The 18,057-nt window shown below is 57.3% G+C and carries 17 protein-coding genes and 1 tRNA gene; 9 read left to right on the top strand and 9 right to left on the bottom strand.

Annotated elements, in window-relative coordinates:
• Positions 1-53: 53 nt before the first annotated feature.
• The 4 genes from gpmI (at position 54) to K325_RS0101135 (ending at position 5,065) form a co-directional block, all read left to right on the top strand.
• Positions 54-1,601 (top strand): 2,3-bisphosphoglycerate-independent phosphoglycerate mutase, encoded by a 1,548-nt coding sequence (gene gpmI / locus K325_RS0101150; protein ID WP_029652412.1) that lies wholly within the window; start codon positions 54-56, stop codon positions 1,599-1,601.
• 56 nt (positions 1,602-1,657) lie between these two features.
• Complete coding sequence (locus K325_RS0101145) at positions 1,658-2,758, top strand: murein hydrolase activator EnvC family protein (RefSeq protein WP_084694167.1); 1,101 nt, start codon at positions 1,658-1,660, stop codon at positions 2,756-2,758.
• An 85-nt stretch (positions 2,759-2,843) separates the two neighbouring features.
• A complete protein-coding gene (locus K325_RS0101140; RefSeq protein WP_029652410.1) occupies positions 2,844-4,250 on the top strand; it encodes a S41 family peptidase in 1,407 nt (468 codons plus the stop codon).
• Positions 4,247-5,065 (top strand): divergent polysaccharide deacetylase family protein, encoded by an 819-nt coding sequence (locus tag K325_RS0101135; RefSeq protein ID WP_029652409.1) that lies wholly within the window; start codon positions 4,247-4,249, stop codon positions 5,063-5,065. Before K325_RS0101140 ends, K325_RS0101135 begins: the two co-directional genes overlap by 4 nt.
• Here K325_RS0101135 and hisF read toward each other — a convergent pair.
• The 5 genes from hisF to K325_RS0101110 form a co-directional block, all read right to left on the bottom strand.
• Positions 5,062-5,835: an imidazole glycerol phosphate synthase subunit HisF gene (gene hisF / locus K325_RS0101130; protein WP_029652408.1), complete on the bottom strand. Its 774-nt coding sequence runs from the start codon at positions 5,833-5,835 to the stop codon at positions 5,062-5,064. The genes K325_RS0101135 and hisF overlap by 4 nt on opposite strands.
• Before the next feature lie 9 nt (positions 5,836-5,844).
• Entirely contained in the window at positions 5,845-6,582 is a 738-nt protein-coding gene (gene hisA, locus K325_RS0101125; RefSeq protein ID WP_029652407.1) for a 1-(5-phosphoribosyl)-5-[(5-phosphoribosylamino)methylideneamino]imidazole-4-carboxamide isomerase, read from the bottom strand.
• Between the two features lie 77 nt (positions 6,583-6,659).
• The gene (hisH, locus tag K325_RS0101120; RefSeq protein ID WP_029652406.1) at positions 6,660-7,298 is read right to left on the bottom strand and encodes an imidazole glycerol phosphate synthase subunit HisH; all 639 of its coding nucleotides are present in this window, start codon (positions 7,296-7,298) and stop codon (positions 6,660-6,662) included.
• A 27-nt stretch (positions 7,299-7,325) separates the two neighbouring features.
• Positions 7,326-7,919, bottom strand: a complete 594-nt coding sequence (hisB, locus tag K325_RS0101115) for an imidazoleglycerol-phosphate dehydratase HisB (protein WP_029652405.1) — start codon at positions 7,917-7,919, stop codon at positions 7,326-7,328.
• Between the two features lie 104 nt (positions 7,920-8,023).
• Positions 8,024-8,485, bottom strand: coding sequence for an SRPBCC family protein (locus tag K325_RS0101110; protein ID WP_029652404.1), 462 nt, complete (start codon positions 8,483-8,485; stop codon positions 8,024-8,026).
• Positions 8,486-8,684: 199 nt separating this feature from the next.
• On the opposite strand from K325_RS0101110, the gene K325_RS0101105 reads away from it, so the two are divergent.
• The 4 genes from K325_RS0101105 to K325_RS0101090 all read left to right on the top strand — a co-directional run bounded on the left by K325_RS0101105 (position 8,685) and on the right by K325_RS0101090 (position 12,503).
• On the top strand, positions 8,685-10,907 hold the full coding sequence (locus K325_RS0101105; protein ID WP_029652403.1) for an AsmA family protein: 2,223 nt from the start codon (positions 8,685-8,687) through the stop codon (positions 10,905-10,907).
• Positions 10,907-11,971 (top strand): A/G-specific adenine glycosylase, encoded by a 1,065-nt coding sequence (mutY, locus tag K325_RS0101100; protein ID WP_029652402.1) that lies wholly within the window; start codon positions 10,907-10,909, stop codon positions 11,969-11,971. The genes K325_RS0101105 and mutY overlap by 1 nt, the downstream gene beginning before the upstream one ends.
• 64 nt (positions 11,972-12,035) lie before the next feature.
• Positions 12,036-12,308, top strand: coding sequence for an oxidative damage protection protein (locus tag K325_RS0101095; protein WP_029652401.1), 273 nt, complete (start codon positions 12,036-12,038; stop codon positions 12,306-12,308).
• Between the two features lie 119 nt (positions 12,309-12,427).
• Positions 12,428-12,503: transfer RNA gene (locus K325_RS0101090), tRNA-Phe, on the top strand.
• Between the two features lie 73 nt (positions 12,504-12,576).
• Here K325_RS0101090 and K325_RS17950 read toward each other — a convergent pair.
• The 4 genes from K325_RS17950 to K325_RS0101070 form a co-directional block, all read right to left on the bottom strand.
• Positions 12,577-13,356, bottom strand: a complete 780-nt coding sequence (locus K325_RS17950; protein WP_051146518.1) for a type 2 periplasmic-binding domain-containing protein — start codon at positions 13,354-13,356, stop codon at positions 12,577-12,579.
• 180 nt (positions 13,357-13,536) lie between these two features.
• Positions 13,537-14,628, bottom strand: coding sequence for an NAD(P)-dependent alcohol dehydrogenase (locus K325_RS0101080; protein ID WP_029652399.1), 1,092 nt, complete (start codon positions 14,626-14,628; stop codon positions 13,537-13,539).
• A 24-nt stretch (positions 14,629-14,652) separates the two neighbouring features.
• Positions 14,653-16,119 (bottom strand): aldehyde dehydrogenase family protein, encoded by a 1,467-nt coding sequence (locus K325_RS0101075; protein WP_029652398.1) that lies wholly within the window; start codon positions 16,117-16,119, stop codon positions 14,653-14,655.
• Positions 16,120-16,237: 118 nt separating this feature from the next.
• Positions 16,238-17,173 (bottom strand): ketopantoate reductase family protein, encoded by a 936-nt coding sequence (locus K325_RS0101070; RefSeq protein WP_029652396.1) that lies wholly within the window; start codon positions 17,171-17,173, stop codon positions 16,238-16,240.
• A gap of 351 nt (positions 17,174-17,524) precedes the next feature.
• Between K325_RS0101070 and K325_RS0101065 the strand changes: the two genes are divergently transcribed.
• The gene (locus K325_RS0101065; RefSeq protein WP_029652395.1) at positions 17,525-18,040 is read left to right on the top strand and encodes a hypothetical protein; all 516 of its coding nucleotides are present in this window, start codon (positions 17,525-17,527) and stop codon (positions 18,038-18,040) included.
• The last annotated feature ends 17 nt before the right edge of the window (positions 18,041-18,057 follow it).

The following is an 18,057-nucleotide window of genomic DNA, read 5'->3' as shown; positions in this document are numbered from 1 at the left end:
ACAATCTGCCCCACTCAAATTCAGTTCCTTTTTGCAACCTGGCGGACGACACGATGACCGAGACGCGCAAGCCCACCGCACTGATTATCCTTGATGGCTGGGGCCACCGTGACCCGGCGGAAGACAATGCCATCTCCAACGCCGACACTCCCTTCTGGGACCAGCTCTGGAAAAACCAGCCGAAAACCCTGATCAACACGTCAGGCATGTTCGTCGGCCTGCCCCAGGGGCAGATGGGCAACTCCGAAGTAGGCCATATGAACCTCGGCGCCGGGCGCGTGGTGTATCAGAGCCTCACACGCATCGATAAAGACCTTGAAGACGGTCAGTTCCAGAAAAACGAGGCTCTGTGCCAGGCCATTGACAAAGCCGTTGCCAATGACAAAGCCGTCCACTTAATGGGCCTGCTCTCCCCCGGTGGCGTACACAGCCACGAAGATCACATCCTGGCCGCTGCCGAACTGGCCGCTGCCCGTGGCGCCAGGAATGTGTTCATCCACGCGTTTCTGGATGGCCGGGACATGCCGCCTCGCAGCGCTCGTCCTTCTCTGGAGAAGGCCGCCGCAAAAATGAAAAGCCTCGGCGTTGGCCGGGTAGCCACCATTGTTGGCCGCTACTTTGCCATGGACCGGGACAACCGGTGGGATCGTGTTGAAGCCGCCTACAATGCAATGACACTGGGAGATGCAGAGTTCATCTGCGACGACCCCGTGGCAGCCCTGGAGCAGGCCTACGAGCGCGGCGAAAATGACGAGTTCGTGAAACCGACTCATATCCGCAAAGACGGCCAGCCAGAAGGCACGATCAACGATGGCGATACCGTGCTGTTCATGAACTTCCGTGCCGACCGGGCCCGGGAGATGACACGCACCTTCGTGGAGCCTGAGTTCGACGGCTTTGACCGCCGCAAACACCCTGCCCTGGCCGACTTTGTCATGCTCACGGAGTACGCCGCCGATATCAAGACCACCTGCGCGTATCCGCCCGAGCAACTGGCCAACGGCCTTGGCGAATACATGGCCAACCTGGGGAAAACCCAGCTGCGTATTGCCGAAACCGAAAAATACGCTCACGTCACCTTCTTTTTCAATGGTGGCCTGGAAGCCCCGTTTGAAGGCGAAGACCGGATTCTGGTGCCGTCTCCGAAGGTGGCCACCTACGATCTGCAGCCGGAGATGAGCGCTCCGGAAGTGACCGACAAGCTGGTTGAAGCCATCAAGAGCGGCAAGTACGACCTGATCGTGTGCAACTACGCCAACGGCGACATGGTTGGCCATACCGGCAAACTGGACGCCGCCATCAAAGCCGCCGAGTGCCTGGACCAGTGTGTACAACGCGTTGTTCAGGCTCTGGATGAGGTTGGTGGCGAAGCCCTGATCACAGCCGACCACGGCAACTGTGAACAAATGACTGACCCCAACTCGGGCCAGGTTCACACTTCTCACACCATCGGCCCGGTGCCGCTGGTGTACACCGGCCACCGCAACGTTCACCTGCGGGATGATGGCAGCCTGTGTGATATCGCGCCAACTCTGCTGGCCCTGATGGGCGCAGAGAAACCGGCAGAAATGACCGGGCACAGCCTGGTCGGGCTCGACTGATCGCAACGAAGACTATTGTGCTCAGGCAACTGACAACGCTGATGCTGGCCCTCATCCTGGGGGCCTCGCCGCTGTCGGCCCGGCAGGACGTGACCCCCGAACAGATCGAGGCGCTGAAAGAGCGCATCTCGGACATCGACCGCTGGCTGGCTGGCGCCGAAAAAGACCGGTCTGCCCTTGAGCAGCAACTGGCGGCTACCGAGCGGAAAATCAGCACCCTGACCCGCGAACGCCGAAGCCTTCAACAACAAGCCAGCAAGCAGCAGGAACGCCTCTCAGCGTTACGCACTCAGGAACGCGAGCTGGCCAACACGCTGGAGCGTCAGCGCGAAAACCTGAAAAAGCAGATCCGGACCGCCTGGATGGAAGGTGACGCACCGGCTCTGAAAGTGCTGCTTAACGAAGTTGAGCCGGGCGAAATCGCACGCACCCTGACCTATTACGAATACCTGAGCAAAGACACCGTGTCTCGGCTGGAAGCCTTCCAGCGCAGCCTGCAGGAGCTGAAAGAAGCGCGAGCGGCTGTCCAGGCAACCCAGACGGAGTTAGCGAAGACGGAAGCCGACCTTGAGCAACGCCAGCAGCAACTGGCTCAAAGCCGGAGTGATCGAACCAAAACCCTCGCCGCGCTGAACGCCGATATCCGGAACCGACGTAACGAACGTCAGACGCTTGAAGCCGACCGAAAACGGCTTGAACAACTCCTGGAAGAAGTGCAGCAGGCCATTGCCAACATCCCGGCACCTAACGAATCCAGCCCGTTCAAATCCCGGCGCGACAAGCTCCCCTGGCCAGCAAAAGGCCGGGTCGTCAACAACTACGGCGCCACATACGCCGATGGGAAGCTCCGCCGCAATGGCATTCTCATGAATACAGAGGAAGACGCTGAGATCAAGGCGGTGCATTATGGCCGGGTCGTCTTTGCCAACTGGTTCCGGGGCTTTGGCCTGATCACTATCATTGATCACGGCGACGGTTACCTGACCCTCTACGGCCACAGCAGCAGCCTGTTCACCGAACCAGGCGATTGGGTACGCCCCGGAGAAACCATCGCCCTGGCCGGGCGCACCGGCGGCACTGACGACCCTGCGGTGTATTTCGAGGTTCGCCGCAACGGCAAACCCGTCAACCCCCGCAGCTGGCTGGGCAAGCCATAAACAGGGCTGACAAACGCCGTTGCGGGCGCCATACTGTCCCAGACAGGAACCAGTCCAACTATTGGAAACCAAACAGGATATGTGAATGAAACGGGCCAGAAGCACACTCAAGACCTCGCCATTGCGCTCCATGATTCTTGCCACCTGTTGTTTCACCGTCCCCGGACTGGCCCTGGCACAGGATCAGGAAGCCCAGACGCAACAGATCATCAATGCGATCCAGAATGGCGAACGGGTTGAGCTGAAGCTGCCAGACCCGGAAAAGCAGCTGCCTCTGGATGATCTTCGCAAGTTCACTGAAGTCTTCAGTCGCATCAAAGATGCCTATGTAGAAGAGGTTTCCGATACCCAACTGCTCGAAAGCGCCATCAAGGGCATGTTGTCAGACCTTGATCCCCACTCCACGTATCTGGCCCCCAAAGACTACGAGGAACTGGAAGAAAGTACCTCCGGTGAGTTTGGCGGGCTGGGCATCGAAGTCGGTATGGAAAACGGCTTTGTGAAGGTAATCTCTCCGATTGACGACACCCCGGCCCAGAAGGCTGGTGTTCAGGCCGGCGACCTGATCATCAAGCTGGATGAAAAACCGGTCAAGGGTATGTCACTGGAAGAAGCCGTCAACCTGATGCGCGGCAAGCCCGGCACCATCCTGACCCTGACCATCATGCGGGAAGGCGAAAGCGCCCCGATTGAGCTCGATGTCACCCGGGACGTTATCAAGGTCACCAGCGTCAAATCCCGCATGATCGACAATGGCTACGGGTACGTCCGCATCACCCAGTTCCAGGCCGAGACCGGGCGCCAGTTCAGGAAAGCCCTCAGCAACCTGGAAGAAAAACACGGCCGTGACCTTGATGGCCTGATCATCGACCTGCGCAACAACCCGGGCGGCGTCCTGCAAGCGGCCGTCGAAACCGCCGATGCCCTTTTGGATGAAGGCCTGATTGTCTACACCGAAGGCCGAATCCAAAGCTCACGTCTGCGCTTCAGCGCCAAACCCGGCGACGTTATGGCGGGCACCCCGATTGTGGTCCTGATCAACGGAGGTTCCGCCTCCGCTTCCGAGATTCTTGCGGGCGCTCTTCAGGATCATCAGCGGGCTGTCGTGATGGGGACCCAGTCATTTGGCAAGGGCAGTGTTCAAACGGTGATTCCACTGGACGAAACCCATGCCATCAAGATGACCACCGCCCGCTACTTCACACCGGATGGCCGCTCCATCCAGGCCACCGGCATCAAACCGGATATTGAAGTACGCCCGGCAGAACTCACAGAGCTCGACAGCCGTCCATTCTTTACCGAAGCCGATCTGAGCGGCCACCTCGAAGGTGAGAATGAAAAAGAAGCACGGGAGGCTAGAGAGGAAGCGGCCAAAGCTCAGGCCTCCGCCGCTGACCGGGACTACCAGCTAAGATCGGCCCTGAACCTGCTCAAAGGCCTGCACATCCTCAACCGGAACGACAACGACGCGCCCCAGGATAGCAGCCAGTGACCTTGCGCACGACGCTCTCGCTTCTGGTTACACTGGCTCTCACCCCGTTTGCCGGTGCCGCGGCTGGCCCCGGGGAGCCCCAGCAGCCAACCATTGCGATTATCATAGATGACATGGGCCATAACCGGCATGAAGGGGAGCGACTGGCACGGCTGGATCAGCCTCTGACCCTGGCATTCCTGCCCTACCGGCGTCATACGGTACCTCTGGCCAAACTGGCCCACACGCAATCCAAAGAGATCATGTTGCATGCGCCAATGGCCAACACCCGAAACTTTGGCCTGGGGCCGGGCGGACTGACGCCCGACATGGACGAACTCTCCATCGCAACGACGTTACGACGGGCGCTGCAATCCGTTCCGTTTGTCAGCGGCGTTAACAACCACATGGGTAGCCTGCTGACACAGCAACTGGAACCCATGGACTGGGTGATGAAAGAACTGGATCGCTATCCAGTGTATTTCGTCGACAGCCGGACCATAGCCAACTCCATTGCCAGCAACGTCGCCGAGGCCTACAACATCCCAAACCTGACACGTGACGTCTTCCTGGACCACGAGCAAACAGAAGAGTTTGTCGACCGGCAGTTCAAGCTGCTGATTCAGACGGCCAGGGAAAAAGGCACCGCAATCGGTATCGGCCATCCTCACAAGGTAACGGTGGATTACCTGGAAAAACACTTGCCAATGCTGGACGAACAGGGCATCGCCATTGCTACGGTCAGCGGCCTGTGGGCGATGCGCAATGAAAATCGTGAGATGTTTGCAGAAGGGGAAAAGCAGGCCATACGGCCTGCCTATGCTCGCGGAGACTAATCGCGGACTTCGATGCCCTGAGCCTTCATGAACGCCTTGGCTTCGGGAATGGTGTGCTGACCAAAATGGAAGATGGAGGCTGCCAGTACCGCGTCTGCCCCACCCTGAGTGACACCATCGGCCAGATGCTGAAGCTCACCTACCCCGCCGGATGCAATCACAGGTACGGCGACCGCATCACTGACGGCACGAGTCAGCCCCAGGTCAAACCCGACCTTGGTCCCGTCCCGGTCCATGCTTGTCAACAACAGTTCACCCGCACCCAGCTCGACCATCTTCTTTGCCCACTCAATGGCATCCAGGCCGGTAGGCTTTCGGCCTCCATGCGTGAAGATTTCCCAACGGGGCGCATCTCCATCTTCGCTGACACGCTTGGCATCAATGGCCACCACAATGCACTGACGCCCGAAGCGTTCCGCAGCCTCTTTCACAAACTCCGGATTGAATACCGCCGCGGTATTAATTGAGACTTTATCGGCACCGGCATTCAACAGCTTGCGGATATCATCCACCGTGCGCACACCGCCACCCACCGTCAATGGAATAAACACTTCCGCGGCCATCCGTTCAACGGTTTCGTAGGTGGTATCCCGGCTTTCACTGCTGGCCGTAATGTCGAGAAAGGTAATTTCATCGGCACCCTGCTCATTGTAGCGACGAGCCACCTCAACCGGGTCACCGGCGTCGCGGATATCCACAAAATTAACGCCCTTAACAACGCGACCTTTATCAACGTCCAGACAGGGAATGATGCGTTTTGCCAATGCCATGACTCGTCCTCAGTTGTTCAGGCCGTCGCAGTAGGCTTGTGCCTCGGTCATATCGAGCGTGCCCTCGTAGATGGCACGGCCGGTGATCGCCCCGATCACGCCCTTGTCCGCAACGGTGGCCAGACGCTTGAGATCGTCCATGTTGGTCACACCGCCAGAGGCAACAACCGGAATACCGCCCTCCTCCGCCAGCCTGGCCGTGGCTTCCACGTTTACCCCTTGCATCATGCCGTCGCGGGCAATGTCGGTGTAGACAATGGAGGACACGCCATCATTGGCGAAACGTTTGGCCAGATCCACCGCCATGACTTCCGACACCTCGGCCCAACCGTCGGTGGCAACGCGGCCGTCTTTGGCGTCCAGGCCAACGATGATATGGCCCGGGAATTCCTTGCACATTTCGGTGACGAATTCAGGCTCTTTCACAGCCTTGGTGCCGATGATGACCCACTGAACACCGGCCTTCAGGTAGGCCTCAATGGTTTCCGCAGAGCGGATACCACCACCGATCTGGATGGGCAAATTCGGGTATTTCACTGCAATCGCCTTCACGATTTCACCGTTTACCGGTTCGCCGGCGAAGGCGCCATTGAGGTCAACCAGGTGCAGGCGGCGAGCGCCAGCATTCACCCACTTGGTGGCCATGTCGACGGGGTCGTCACCGAATACGGTAGAGTCTTCCATGCGGCCCTGGCGAAGTCTTACGCACTTGCCGTCTTTGAGGTCGATTGCGGGAATAATCAGCATTTTGTTCTTCCTATTCAGTAAGCCGGGCAAGAAGTTGAGCGCTTCTTGCTCCAGAGCACTACGGTGTGCTTGCCGGCTTACTTTCCAGTCCAGTTCGTAAAGTTTTCCAGCAACTGCAGGCCCGCCCGGGCACTCTTTTCCGGGTGGAACTGCACGGCAAAGATGTTATCTCTCGCCACGGCTGCCGCCAGGTCGACACCATAATGGGTCCGGCCAGCCATATCCGCGTTGCCCTCGGCTTCCGCGTAGTAACTGTGCACGAAGTAAAAACGGTCGCCATCCGGAATGTTGTGCCAGAGTGGATGGTCTGCTGCATGCCAAACCTGATTCCACCCCATATGAGGCACTTTCAGGCGCTCGCCATGCTCGGTGAGGTTGTCACCGAAGTAGCGAACTTCTGACGGGAACAGGCCGATGCCTTCAACACCGCCGTTTTCTTCACTGCGTGCCATCAAGGCCTGCATGCCAACGCAAATGCCGAGAAAGGGGCGATCCCGGGAGACCTCTTTAACGAGTTCAACCACGCCCAGGCGGTGCATTTCGGCCATACAGTCACGGATGGCACCAACCCCAGGCAGAATAACCCGGTCGGCTTCGCGGATTTTGGCAGCATCGTCTGTAACCAGCACGGTGCAGTCCGGGGCCACGTGTTCTACGGCTTTGCGGGCAGAATGCAGGTTACCCATGCCATAGTCGATGATGGCGACGGTCTTCATGGTGTGTCTGTGTCCTATCGGTACTGGTTACAGAGCGCCTTTGGTAGACGGGGTTATGCCTGCCATGCGCTCATCCATTTCAATCGCCACGCGCAGCGCACGACCAAACGCCTTGAACACGGTCTCAATCTGGTGATGAGTGTTCTTGCCTTTCAGGTTGTCGATATGCAGAGTCACCATGGAATGGTTGACGAAGCCATGGAAAAACTCTTCAAACAGATCCACATCGAACCCGCCAACACTGGCACGAGTGTAAGGCACGTCCATGCTAAGACCGGGGCGTCCGGAAAGATCGATAACCACACGTGACAGGGCTTCATCCAGCGGCACGTAGGCGTGACCATAGCGGCGAATGCCTTTCTTGTCGCCAACGGCCTGCCTGAAAGCCTGGCCAAGCGTGATACCAATATCTTCGACCGTATGATGGTCATCGATGTGCAGGTCACCCTTACAGGTGATATCCAGATCCACCAGACCATGTCGGGCAATCTGGTCCATCATGTGGTCGAGGAAGGGAACACCGGTATCAAAATTTGCTGTACCGGTACCATCGAGGTTGATCTCGACGGTAATCTGGGTTTCAAGGGTATTGCGTTCTACCCGAGCCTTGCGTTCGGCCATGGAGACTCCGTTGAAAAACTGGCTTGCTACCGAAAACGTTGTTTTGCGGAGTATACCTGTTAAGTCAGCCGGAGTCCCGCAACCGGAAGAATCGCGCTGCTGGCTCAGAAAACCTTCTTCAGGTTGTTCATGTAGGTATCCACCAGACTGTTAAATTCGTGCTTGATCACAGGGCTGATGGCGAGCTTGAGAAGACTCGGCAGGGGAACCGTCAACTCTGCACTGGTCTGGAACTTGACGGCAGTGGCGTTATCGCCACTGGCGGCCAACACCCAAGAGCCACTGACCACGCCGTTACCTTCGCCTTTTATAGGTGTCCAGGTGATTTTCCCGGCGTCTTTGTCAGCATGATAGGTGCAGGCATACACAGACTGAATGGCATGTTTGTCGACGCCCACTTTTTCCATTTCCCAACGATAAGCGTTGTTGCCCAGGTCCACCAGCTTATCGACTTTCGGGAAGTGGCTGGCAGATTCGGGAACATCTGCCAACAGATTAAAAACTTCATCATAGCTTGCCGGAATTTCCAGATCCCGGCTCAGCTCAATCGATACGGTAATGGCCACTGCCGACTCCTTCTTATGTTTATTAGTGCTTCAGGGCGCTCCGCCCCTTCACGTAAATTGGGAGGGTATTTTGTACCAAGACTAACGCATTGTCATATTCCTGCACTGTTAATTTGCTAACCCTGCGTTATCCTTTACTTTATTCCGGCTTGAAAACACTGGCCACCAGCCCTCCGAACAGGAACAAGGAACCCAAGTGATGAAAGTTATCCGCTACGCGATTTACGCCGTTATTACGCTGCTGTTACTGGCGGTGGCCGCTGTCGCCATTGCGGTTGCGGTGATAAACCCCAACGACTACAAACCTCAGATTGAAGCGGCCGTTGAGAAACAGACCAACCTGGATCTGATTCTTGAGGGTGATATCGGCTGGTCATTTATCCCTCTGGGGCTTGAACTGAACAAAGTTGAAGCCACATTGGACGGAAAGCGGTTTGTCGCGCTGGAGCAGCTGATCGCCCAGATCGACTTCTGGTCGCTACTCGCCATGTCACCGCAGGTAAATACGTTTTTGCTGGATGGCCTGGACGCCCATCTGGAAGTCAATGAAGAAGGCGAAGGCAACTGGGCAAGGATCATGCGTGAACAAAGCCCCGCTCCCCAGGCAAGCACTTCCGACCGTTCCGCAACTTCATCAGAGCAACCCGAACAGGCGCCCACCAGCTCAGATGCTCCATCCGCCGGAGGAGAAGCGCTGAATTTCAACGTTGAGAACGTGGAAATCAGCAACGCCAACGTTCACTACAACGACCTGAGCACGGGCCAGTCGGTAACACTGGAAGACTTCACAGTGACCGCCAGCAACATCACACTGGGATCAGAGTTTCCTCTGGACATCCGCTTCCGGGTAGAAACCAGCCAGCCCCAGTTTGCCGTGGATGGCAGCATCAGTGCCCGCCTGAAGGCCAACCAGGCGCTCAATGATTTCGCCGTATCCGGTCTGAGCGCTGTCTTTGACCTGTCTGGCGAGCCCTTTGGCGGCAAGTCGGTAACCGCTGAGCTGGCGGGCTCCCTGATTGCCAACCTGGAAGACGAAACCGCGTCACTCAGCGATTTCACTGCCAGCCTCGCGAACCTGAAGCTCAGCACCAACCTCAACGTTAAAGGCTTTGGCGACAAGCCTGCGCTGGATGGCCGGCTCGAAATTGCCGAGTTTTCACTGAAAGATCTACTCAGCAACCTCGGGCAGGCCGCCATCGAGACAAGCGACCCCGCGGTACTGACCGCCATCGCCCTGTCCACCAACCTGGGAGGAAAGCCCGGTGTGGCCGCTCTATCGGACCTGTCCATTACGCTTGACGATACTCTCTTTACCGGCGGCGGCAGCTATAATCTGGGCAACGGCGGGCTGGTCTTCAACCTTGAAGGCGACAAACTGAATGCCGATCGTTACCTGCCCCCCGAGGCCGAAGGGGAAGCCGCTGCTGAGCCCAAGCCTGACACCGCTTCCCGGAACACGGCACAACAACCGGAAGCCGACCTTTTGCCCTTAGACGCGCTGCGCGCCCTGCTTCTGGATATCGATTTCGGACTGGGCGAACTGATCGTCAGCAACCTCACCATCAACGACATCAAGGCCAGCACAACGGCCCGGGATGGTCTTCTGCAGATAGATGAGTTCAGCGGCAAACTCTACAGCGGCAGCTTCGGCGCCAACGCCAGCATCGACGCACGTACCGATAACCCAAAATGGAAAATCCGCTCCGAGGTCGCCAATGTACAGACCCTGCCACTACTCACCGATCTGGCGGAAGTGGATATGCTCTCCGGCGGAGCCAACCTCAACGTTGCGGTTGATACAAACGGCAACCGCGTCTCCGCTCTGCGTAGCAACGCCAAAGGCGAAATTCGCTTCAACCTGGCAGAAGGCGAATTCCGCCAGATGAATCTGACCCGGATGGCCTGCCAGGGCATTGCTCTGGCTAATCAGGAATCCTTGACCACCACCGACTGGGGCACCACCACCCCCTTCAACGACATGCATGGCACTCTCAAAATTGACGGCAACACCCTGAACAACACCGATCTGGTTGCCGCCCTTGCCGGCATGCGGCTGGAAGGCAACGGCAACGTCGATCTTGAACAGACCGAGCTGGACTACGAAGTGGGCCTGCGTATTGTTGGTGAAATCCACCGGGATGAAGCCTGCCGGGTAACGGAATACGTGGAAAACGTGGTCATTCCCGTCGAATGCCGAGGCAACTTCTCCGAAGACCCGGCCGGACTATGCTCATTCGACGGCTCCCGCTTCAGGGACACCCTGAAGGACATCGCTGCCAATGCCGCGAAAGCAAAAGCCAAAGAAGAAGTAGACCGCGCGAAAGAGAAAGCAGAGGAAAAAGTACAGGAAAAGCTGAAGGAAAAACTGGGAGAAGAAACCGGCGGAAAAGTGAAAGACGCCCTGAAGGGGCTGTTTAACTGATGCAGAACCGTTTTGCCGACAAGCTGCTTCACTGGTACGACCAGCACGGCAGGCACAACCTGCCGTGGCACCACAACCGGAATGCTTACCGGGTCTGGGTTTCGGAGATCATGCTCCAGCAAACCCAGGTCACCACGGTGATTCCCTATTTTGAAGCATTCATGGCTCGTTTTCCCGATGTCCATGCCCTGGCCTCGGCCCCCGAGGATGATGTACTCGGCCATTGGTCCGGCCTTGGCTACTATGCCCGGGCCCGCAACCTTCACAAAGCGGCCCGGCAAGTGGTCGACGCCTATGGCGGCGAGTTTCCGGCCGAGCAACAACAACTTGAATCCCTGACCGGAATTGGCCGCTCCACGGCAGCGGCTATCGTGGCTCAGGCCTTTGGCAAACGGGCAACCATCCTGGATGGCAACGTCAAGCGTGTACTCGCCCGTTACCATGCCGTACCCGGGTGGCCCGGACAAACTGCCGTGCTGAACCAGCTTTGGGAACATGCAGAAAGTCACACACCTGACGCCCGGGTGAAAGACTACACTCAGGCCATTATGGACCTGGGGGCGATAGTCTGCACCCGCAGCAGGCCAGACTGCGAACACTGCCCGGTCCGTGACGGGTGCCAGGCCTACGCTCGAAATGAAACCTCACTCTACCCCGGTTCCAAGCCCAAAAAGGAAAAACCGGAAAAAACCACCTGGATGCTGATACTGGAAGACGAGGAAGGTCGCGTCCTGCTGGAACGCAGACCACCCAGCGGCATCTGGGGAGGGCTCTGGAGCCTGCCAGAACTGGACCCTGGCTACGGCGCCGATGAGCTGCAGGAAGCCTGTACAAAAGAACTGGGGCTGAACTGCCACAGCCCGGAGCTGATCAGCGGCTTCCGCCATACTTTCAGCCATTATCATCTGCACATACAGCCCGCCCGCCTGCCGGTGATCAACAACACCCAAGCCTCCGACTCAGATCATCAGCGATGGCTGCACCGGGACGAAGCCCTCACTCTGGGATTACCTGCCCCGATTCGCACCCTGCTGACAGAGCCTGAGCAGGCAACCCTGCTGTGACCAAGCCAAGGAGCCGAACGGTCTGTTATCATGCCGGCGGAACGATTTCAGCACAGGAGCCAACATGAGCCGCACCGTATTCTGCCGCAAATACCAGAAAGACATGGAGGGCCTTGCCATGCCCCCCATGCCAGGCCCCAAAGGCCAGGACATTTACGAGCATGTTTCCAAACAAGCCTGGGAAGAATGGCAGAACCAGCAAACCATGCTGATCAATGAAAAGCACCTGAACCTGATGGACCTGAACAACCGGAAATACCTTCAGGCTCAGATGGACCGCTTCTTCAACAACGAACCCTTCGACCAAGCCGAGGGCTACGTACCGCCGGAAAAGTGAGCCGTTTGATCAAAGCCTGAACAACCGAAAAAATCTTCCAAAAATTTTTGCTAACCGGCCTTGACTCCCAAACCCTAAACCGGTTTAATAGCGCCCCGTTGAAGCACATAGCTCAACACGCCCGGATAGCTCAGTTGGTAGAGCAGGGGATTGAAAATCCCCGTGTCCGTGGTTCGATTCCGCGTCCGGGCACCACTAATTTCACGACTTAGCCAGCTTTCGAGCTGGCTTTGTTGTTTCTGGCGTCAGCGAAGGGGTTCCCCCCGCCTCAATACCCAAGATACCCATACCCAAGCATATCCCGGTGCTCATCAACGTACTTAACGTTGATCGCTTTCACCTCACCATCACCTTCCAGAATCCGAAGGCAGCGGTTGAATTCGTCTCTCAATGCCTCAGACCGGAAGAAGGCCCGATAGGGGGATGGCGGGAACATGGGGATAAACATCACTTTCTGAGTCGGGTCCAGATCCTGTCCAAAGGCATCATTGGTGTTCAGGTTTCTGGTGATTTCCGAGAAAATCAGGCCATCAGTGAGCACCGCATCTACTCGTCCATAGAACAATACCCGGGCATGCACCCGGTCATCCAGAAATTCAAAAGAACCGGCAAATCCACGGTCCTGCGCATCAAAGCCCAGCAAGCGGGGTGCGCCAGAAAAATAGACCACACGCAGTCCTTCAAGGCTGCTCAGGCTGTAGGGTTTCACATCAGCAGAATCGAGAATGACCACACCGTTCTGATAATACACATAGGGAATGGTCGCAAACCCCGGTGCATTCCGGGAGAGATCGACCGTCATCACCGCATCCCCCATATGCTCATGGGTATAGTTTCTCAGGTGCCGCAGGAACGGCGAGAACTCAAAACGCACCTCACGTCCACACCGCGCCATTACCGCGGCAAAGATTTCCAGATCTCTCCCGGTTCCGTCCCGCTCCGAGTTGGCGGGTAATTCCGGTGCCAGAACCGTTATGACATGAGCTGAGCTTTTCACGGAGACAAACAGAAGCGCGCCAACAAGCAGGCCATACAACGAAGACTTCATTAGCCAAAGCACTCTTTAGGATGATCAAAAACAATACTGATTCACAGCTTTGGCACGTGTAATAACAGAATAGTTCGGGTTTATGTACTTAAAAAACCACAGAAAATCATGACAATTTTGTGACAAGCGATTTTCGATGGGCTCATGAGAACGCTCAGGGCACACATGGTGCCCTGAAAATTAGTTGCTGATACGGAGGACCGGTTTAACCGTGATTCCCTGTTTAGAGTCTTCAAATGCCTGGTTGATCTGATCTGCCGGATAGAACTTCACCAGTTTGTCGAAAGGAAAGCGTCCGTCCTTGTAGTACGACACCAACTGCGGGATAAATACGCGGGGCACTGAGTCGCCTTCAATAACACCAACCATGGACTTGCCCTCGGCCATCAGATCCTGATGAACATCCAGTGTCACTTCCGGGGTGACCCCCACAATGGCAGACACTCCCAATGGGCGCAGCGCCTGGAGCGACTGACGAACCACCGCTGGCACCCCGGTGGTTTCCACCGCGTATTCACTGCCGGTGCCTGTGATGTCGCGAACTCGTGCAACGGTCTCTTCTTTCTGACCATTGATGGTGTGAGTCGCCCCAAGCTCAGCGGCGAGCGCCAGCCGGCTGTCATGAACATCAACCGCAATCACCTGATGACATCCGGCAATCTTCGCCGCCATGATCGCTGACAGCCCCACAGCACCACAGCCGTAGACCACCAGGCTGCTTCCGAAACCGGGCCTGAGGCGATTCAATACCGTCCCTGCCCCGGTTTGAATGCCGCAACCCAATGGCCCCAGCAGCGCCAGATCCACCTCCGGGTCTACTTTAACGGCGTTACGGGCATTCACCACCGCATGGGAAGCGAACGACGACTGGCCAAAGAACGTAGCCAATGCCTTGTCGTCACGACGCAAGCGATGACTGCCATCGTCCATGGCACCACCAAAGTTGAGATCGTTAAAAGTGTCACAAACCGTTGGGTGGCCAGTCAGACAATGACCACACTGGCCACAATGGGCAAAAGACAGTACCACATGATCGCCCTCGGCCAGCCCGGATACCCCGGCCCCCAGAGCCTCCACAACGCCGGCACCTTCGTGCCCAAGCACAATCGGAAACGGTGCGATTCCCAGATCACGGGCAACCGCATCGGTATGGCACACGCCAGTGGCGACGATTCTGACACGAACCTCACCCAGCCCTGGCTCCGCCAGCTCCACGTCCTGCCATTGAAAATCATCACCCTGTTTGCGTGTTACGGCGGCTTGTATCTTCATGAAAACTCCTTCGTACGTGGTCAGTCAGAAGGGATAGTCGCGCGGCGAATGCTGCACGCTGATCCATTGAACGGTGGTGAATTCCTCTATGGCCCAATCACCATTGAAGCGGCCCAACCCGGAGTTTTTCTCACCTCCGAACGGCACGTGGGCTTCATCATTCACTGGCATGTCGTTGATGTGCGTCATCCCTGCCTGAAGCTGACGGGCAAAGCGGGCGCCACGGGCCAGGTCTGAGGTGAATACGCTGCTGGAAAGGCCATACTCACTGTCGTTAGCCAGCTTCAGCGCATGGTCTTCATCGCAGGCCCGCTGAATCCCGACAAGCGGCCCGAACAACTCTTCGCGGCTGATGTCCATATCCGGGCCTACATCTCCAAAAATATGCGGAGGCACAAGCTGGCCACGGATGTCACCATCCAGCAACACCGTCGCGCCCTGCTCCCGCGCTCTCGCGATTCGAGCCTGAAGGCTTTCTCGCTGACTCGCATTGATGATTGGGCCGATCACTGTGGTCATGTCATCGGGGTCGCCCACCGGCAGTGCTTTAACCCTGGCGACAAACTTTTGCACAAAGTCGTCATACCGCCGGTCATCCACGATGATCCGGTTAATGGCCATACAGATCTGTCCCTGATGCAGAAACTTGCCCATCACCGCCGCGTCTACCGCTTGCTCAATATCGGCATCGTCCAGCACCACAAAGGGGCTGTTACCACCAAGTTCCAAAGCGACCTTTTTGATGAACCTTCCACCACTGGCGATCCTTCCAATACCACGTCCTACCTGTGTGGACCCGGTAAAGGAAATCATCCGGGGCACCCGATGCTCCACAAAAGCATCGCCGATATCCCGGCCGGCCCCAACCACCACGCTCAGGACACCTGCAGGAAGGCCCGCTTCCTCAAAGATTCTGGCAAGTAGCAGACCACCAGTCACCGGCGTATCGCTGGCAGGCTTGACCACCACCGCATTCCCCAGCGCCAGCGCCGGTGCAATGGATCGTTGGGAGAGGTGAAGGGGAAAGTTCCAGGGGCTGATCACACCAACCACACCCAGCGGTTTGCGATAAATCAGGTTCTCTTTGCCGGGGATGTCGGATGCCATCGTCATGCCGTGGGCACGCCCGGGCATGCTCGCGGCTTCAAGCGTTATGGCGCGGGCCGACCCCCACTCCACGTTCGCCTTCAGGCGAGTGCTGCCCGACTCCCGAATCAGCCAGTCGATAATTTCTTCTTTGCGGGCATCGAAAACTGACACAGCCCGCAGCAACAAAGCGGAGCGCTCCGATGACGGAGTTTCCGCCCAGTCACTCTGGGCCCGCTCTGCTGCGCAATACGCGGCCTCAAGATCCTGCTCCGTCGCCAGTGCCAGCGAAACCAACGGTTCCTGAGTGAATGGGTTGGTGACCGTCAGGCGACGCTCTCCCGCCCCTTCGCGCCACGCCCCACCAAGAGGCTGTAGGTGAAAGTCGGTGTAACGGTTGCTCATCTTGGCTTCCTCCTTTCGGACGATGTTGCAGGCCGGCAAACCTTCGCCTGACAACAATGTTAGGCTCCTACCTTTTTAAAGTAAAACCTACCTTATGCGTGGTTACCGCAACGCGTGCCTACACACCGTGCCGGAGCAAAGCCGACACCAAAGCGGTGACCGGCGCCTCCACACCCAGTGCTTTGCAACGGCGAAGCACGGCACCCGAGATGCTGTCGAGCTCCAGAGGGCGGCCTTTCTCACGGTCCACCAACATCGAGGTTTTGATGGCGTTGAAGTTGCGAATGAGGGAAAACATCTCATCCAGATCCTGCTGGGTGAGGTTCACGTGGTCGGCCCTAGCGGCTTCAACCGTTTCTGCCATCATGGCATACACGAACGGCCCGAACTCGGGATGATGGGTCAGGCTCCGGGTATCCAGGCGCGTCAGTGCTGATAGCGGATTGACTCCATTGTTGATCACCAGCTTACGCCAGAGTTCGTAGCGAATGTCAGAGCTCATCGTGGTGGGAATACCCGCCTCGTTGAAGGCGGTATCCAGCTGTTTGAGCAGAGACTCGCGAGGATCGCCAGCCTGCTGCTTCGGCCAGGCGCCCATCACGATCTGCGCAACACCTTCAGCATAGACTTGCCCGGGGCCTGTCACATGGCCGCCGATGCGAACCGCAAGCCCGCCCAGCACTCGCTGCTCACCCACAACCGAAGCAATCAATGGTTCATTATCGACACCGTTCTGCAACGACAGAACCGGTACTGAGCCAGAGCACAACCAGTTGGCCAGTTCCGCCATCACAGCCTCAGTTGCGGTAGATTTCAAGGTCACGGCAACGAGGTCAAAATCGTCCGGTGCGTAGTCCCGGCACAACGCCTCGTGAGAACAGGCTGGAAGTGCGTGGTGTCGCACCTCGCCTTCGTAGTCGACGGTCAGGCCGTCCGCCTTGAGCGCGTTCAGATGCTCGCCACGGGCGGTCAGGACCACGTTGTGGCCAGCTTCAGACAACCGGGCAGCGTAGTAACCTCCAATGCCCCCGGCCCCCAGGATCAGGATATTCAAAGTAGCCAATAGAACCTCACTTCGTCTGGACACAGTTACACAGCGGCACTCGATCTCCGCAGCCACTGTGACGAGTTACCGAAGCATAACGGCACAGGGCGTCCGATGACAGATGAAAGGTTTGCCTGAGCGACTCACGCCAAGATCGGCTGAGGGTGATCAGGGCTTCATTAAGCCGCCAGATTTCTTCGCCTGCATCGATCATATCTCGGAGTTATGTATAGGAGCGCGTGAGAAGCGCGCCCTCTCGTTTCTTTGCCTAAGGACCGCTAAACTCGCAAAGATGTGCTCGTCCTCACACGCAGGTAACATCCGCGATCTGTATCACTATTGGCAGGAGTCCATGCGTTCATGAATCCCCTTATAATCCTTCCGCTCCTGCTCTGGAGCAGTTTTGCTCTGGCAACCCCAGCTCCCCTGCCAGACGAGCTTGCCGAGGAGGCCGGCATGCTGGGAAGCTTACTCAGTGATGGGCGGGCGGTTTTCTATCCCGACAGTGCCTCTTACCTCCCCCTCTCATCGCTGAGCGGCCCCGGGTACAGCAACGGTGTTGCCGTGCTCATGAGCCTCGGGGGCTGGGGAGGCGGAGCAACCAACAATCAGTACCTCGCCCTGTACGCAGTCAACGACAGCATTGCAGGTATAGCACCAGTCAAGACTTACCGTCTGCTCTCTTTTACGCAGGTTGGAGGCAAAGGTGAACGCCTTTTCACAGACGTTCAGGAAGGCGATAAGGGCCTTGTCCTGACCGGGTTTAGCTATACCGGAGAAGACCCCCTGTGCTGCCCGAGCAAACCACTGAAAGTCATCTTCACCATCGGGACACGCGGTGAACTCGCCCCGGCGGACAAACCCGGCGATGCGTGAAATTAGCGCCAAATAAG

Source organism: Marinobacter daepoensis DSM 16072 (assembly GCF_000421165.1).
In the GTDB taxonomy this organism is placed as follows: Bacteria; Pseudomonadota; Gammaproteobacteria; order Pseudomonadales; family Oleiphilaceae; genus Marinobacter; species Marinobacter daepoensis.
Note: the sequence above shows the minus strand (reverse complement) of the source record. Positions and strands in the feature narration are given on the sequence as shown.

Coding starts and splice junctions, on each gene's coding strand:
- gpmI (WP_029652412.1), top strand. CDS start 54: ATGACCGAGACGCGCAAGCCCACCGCACTGATTATCCTTGATGGCTGG.
- K325_RS0101140 (WP_029652410.1), top strand. CDS start 2,844: ATGAAACGGGCCAGAAGCACACTCAAGACCTCGCCATTGCGCTCCATG.
- hisF (WP_029652408.1), bottom strand. CDS start 5,835: ATGGCATTGGCAAAACGCATCATTCCCTGTCTGGACGTTGATAAAGGT.
- hisA (WP_029652407.1), bottom strand. CDS start 6,582: ATGCTGATTATTCCCGCAATCGACCTCAAAGACGGCAAGTGCGTAAGA.
- hisH (WP_029652406.1), bottom strand. CDS start 7,298: ATGAAGACCGTCGCCATCATCGACTATGGCATGGGTAACCTGCATTCT.
- hisB (WP_029652405.1), bottom strand. CDS start 7,919: ATGGCCGAACGCAAGGCTCGGGTAGAACGCAATACCCTTGAAACCCAG.
- K325_RS0101105 (WP_029652403.1), top strand. CDS start 8,685: ATGAAAGTTATCCGCTACGCGATTTACGCCGTTATTACGCTGCTGTTA.
- mutY (WP_029652402.1), top strand. CDS start 10,907: ATGCAGAACCGTTTTGCCGACAAGCTGCTTCACTGGTACGACCAGCAC.
- K325_RS0101095 (WP_029652401.1), top strand. CDS start 12,036: ATGAGCCGCACCGTATTCTGCCGCAAATACCAGAAAGACATGGAGGGC.
- K325_RS17950 (WP_051146518.1), bottom strand. CDS start 13,356: ATGAAGTCTTCGTTGTATGGCCTGCTTGTTGGCGCGCTTCTGTTTGTC.
- K325_RS0101080 (WP_029652399.1), bottom strand. CDS start 14,628: ATGAAGATACAAGCCGCCGTAACACGCAAACAGGGTGATGATTTTCAA.
- K325_RS0101075 (WP_029652398.1), bottom strand. CDS start 16,119: ATGAGCAACCGTTACACCGACTTTCACCTACAGCCTCTTGGTGGGGCG.
- K325_RS0101065 (WP_029652395.1), top strand. CDS start 17,525: ATGAATCCCCTTATAATCCTTCCGCTCCTGCTCTGGAGCAGTTTTGCT.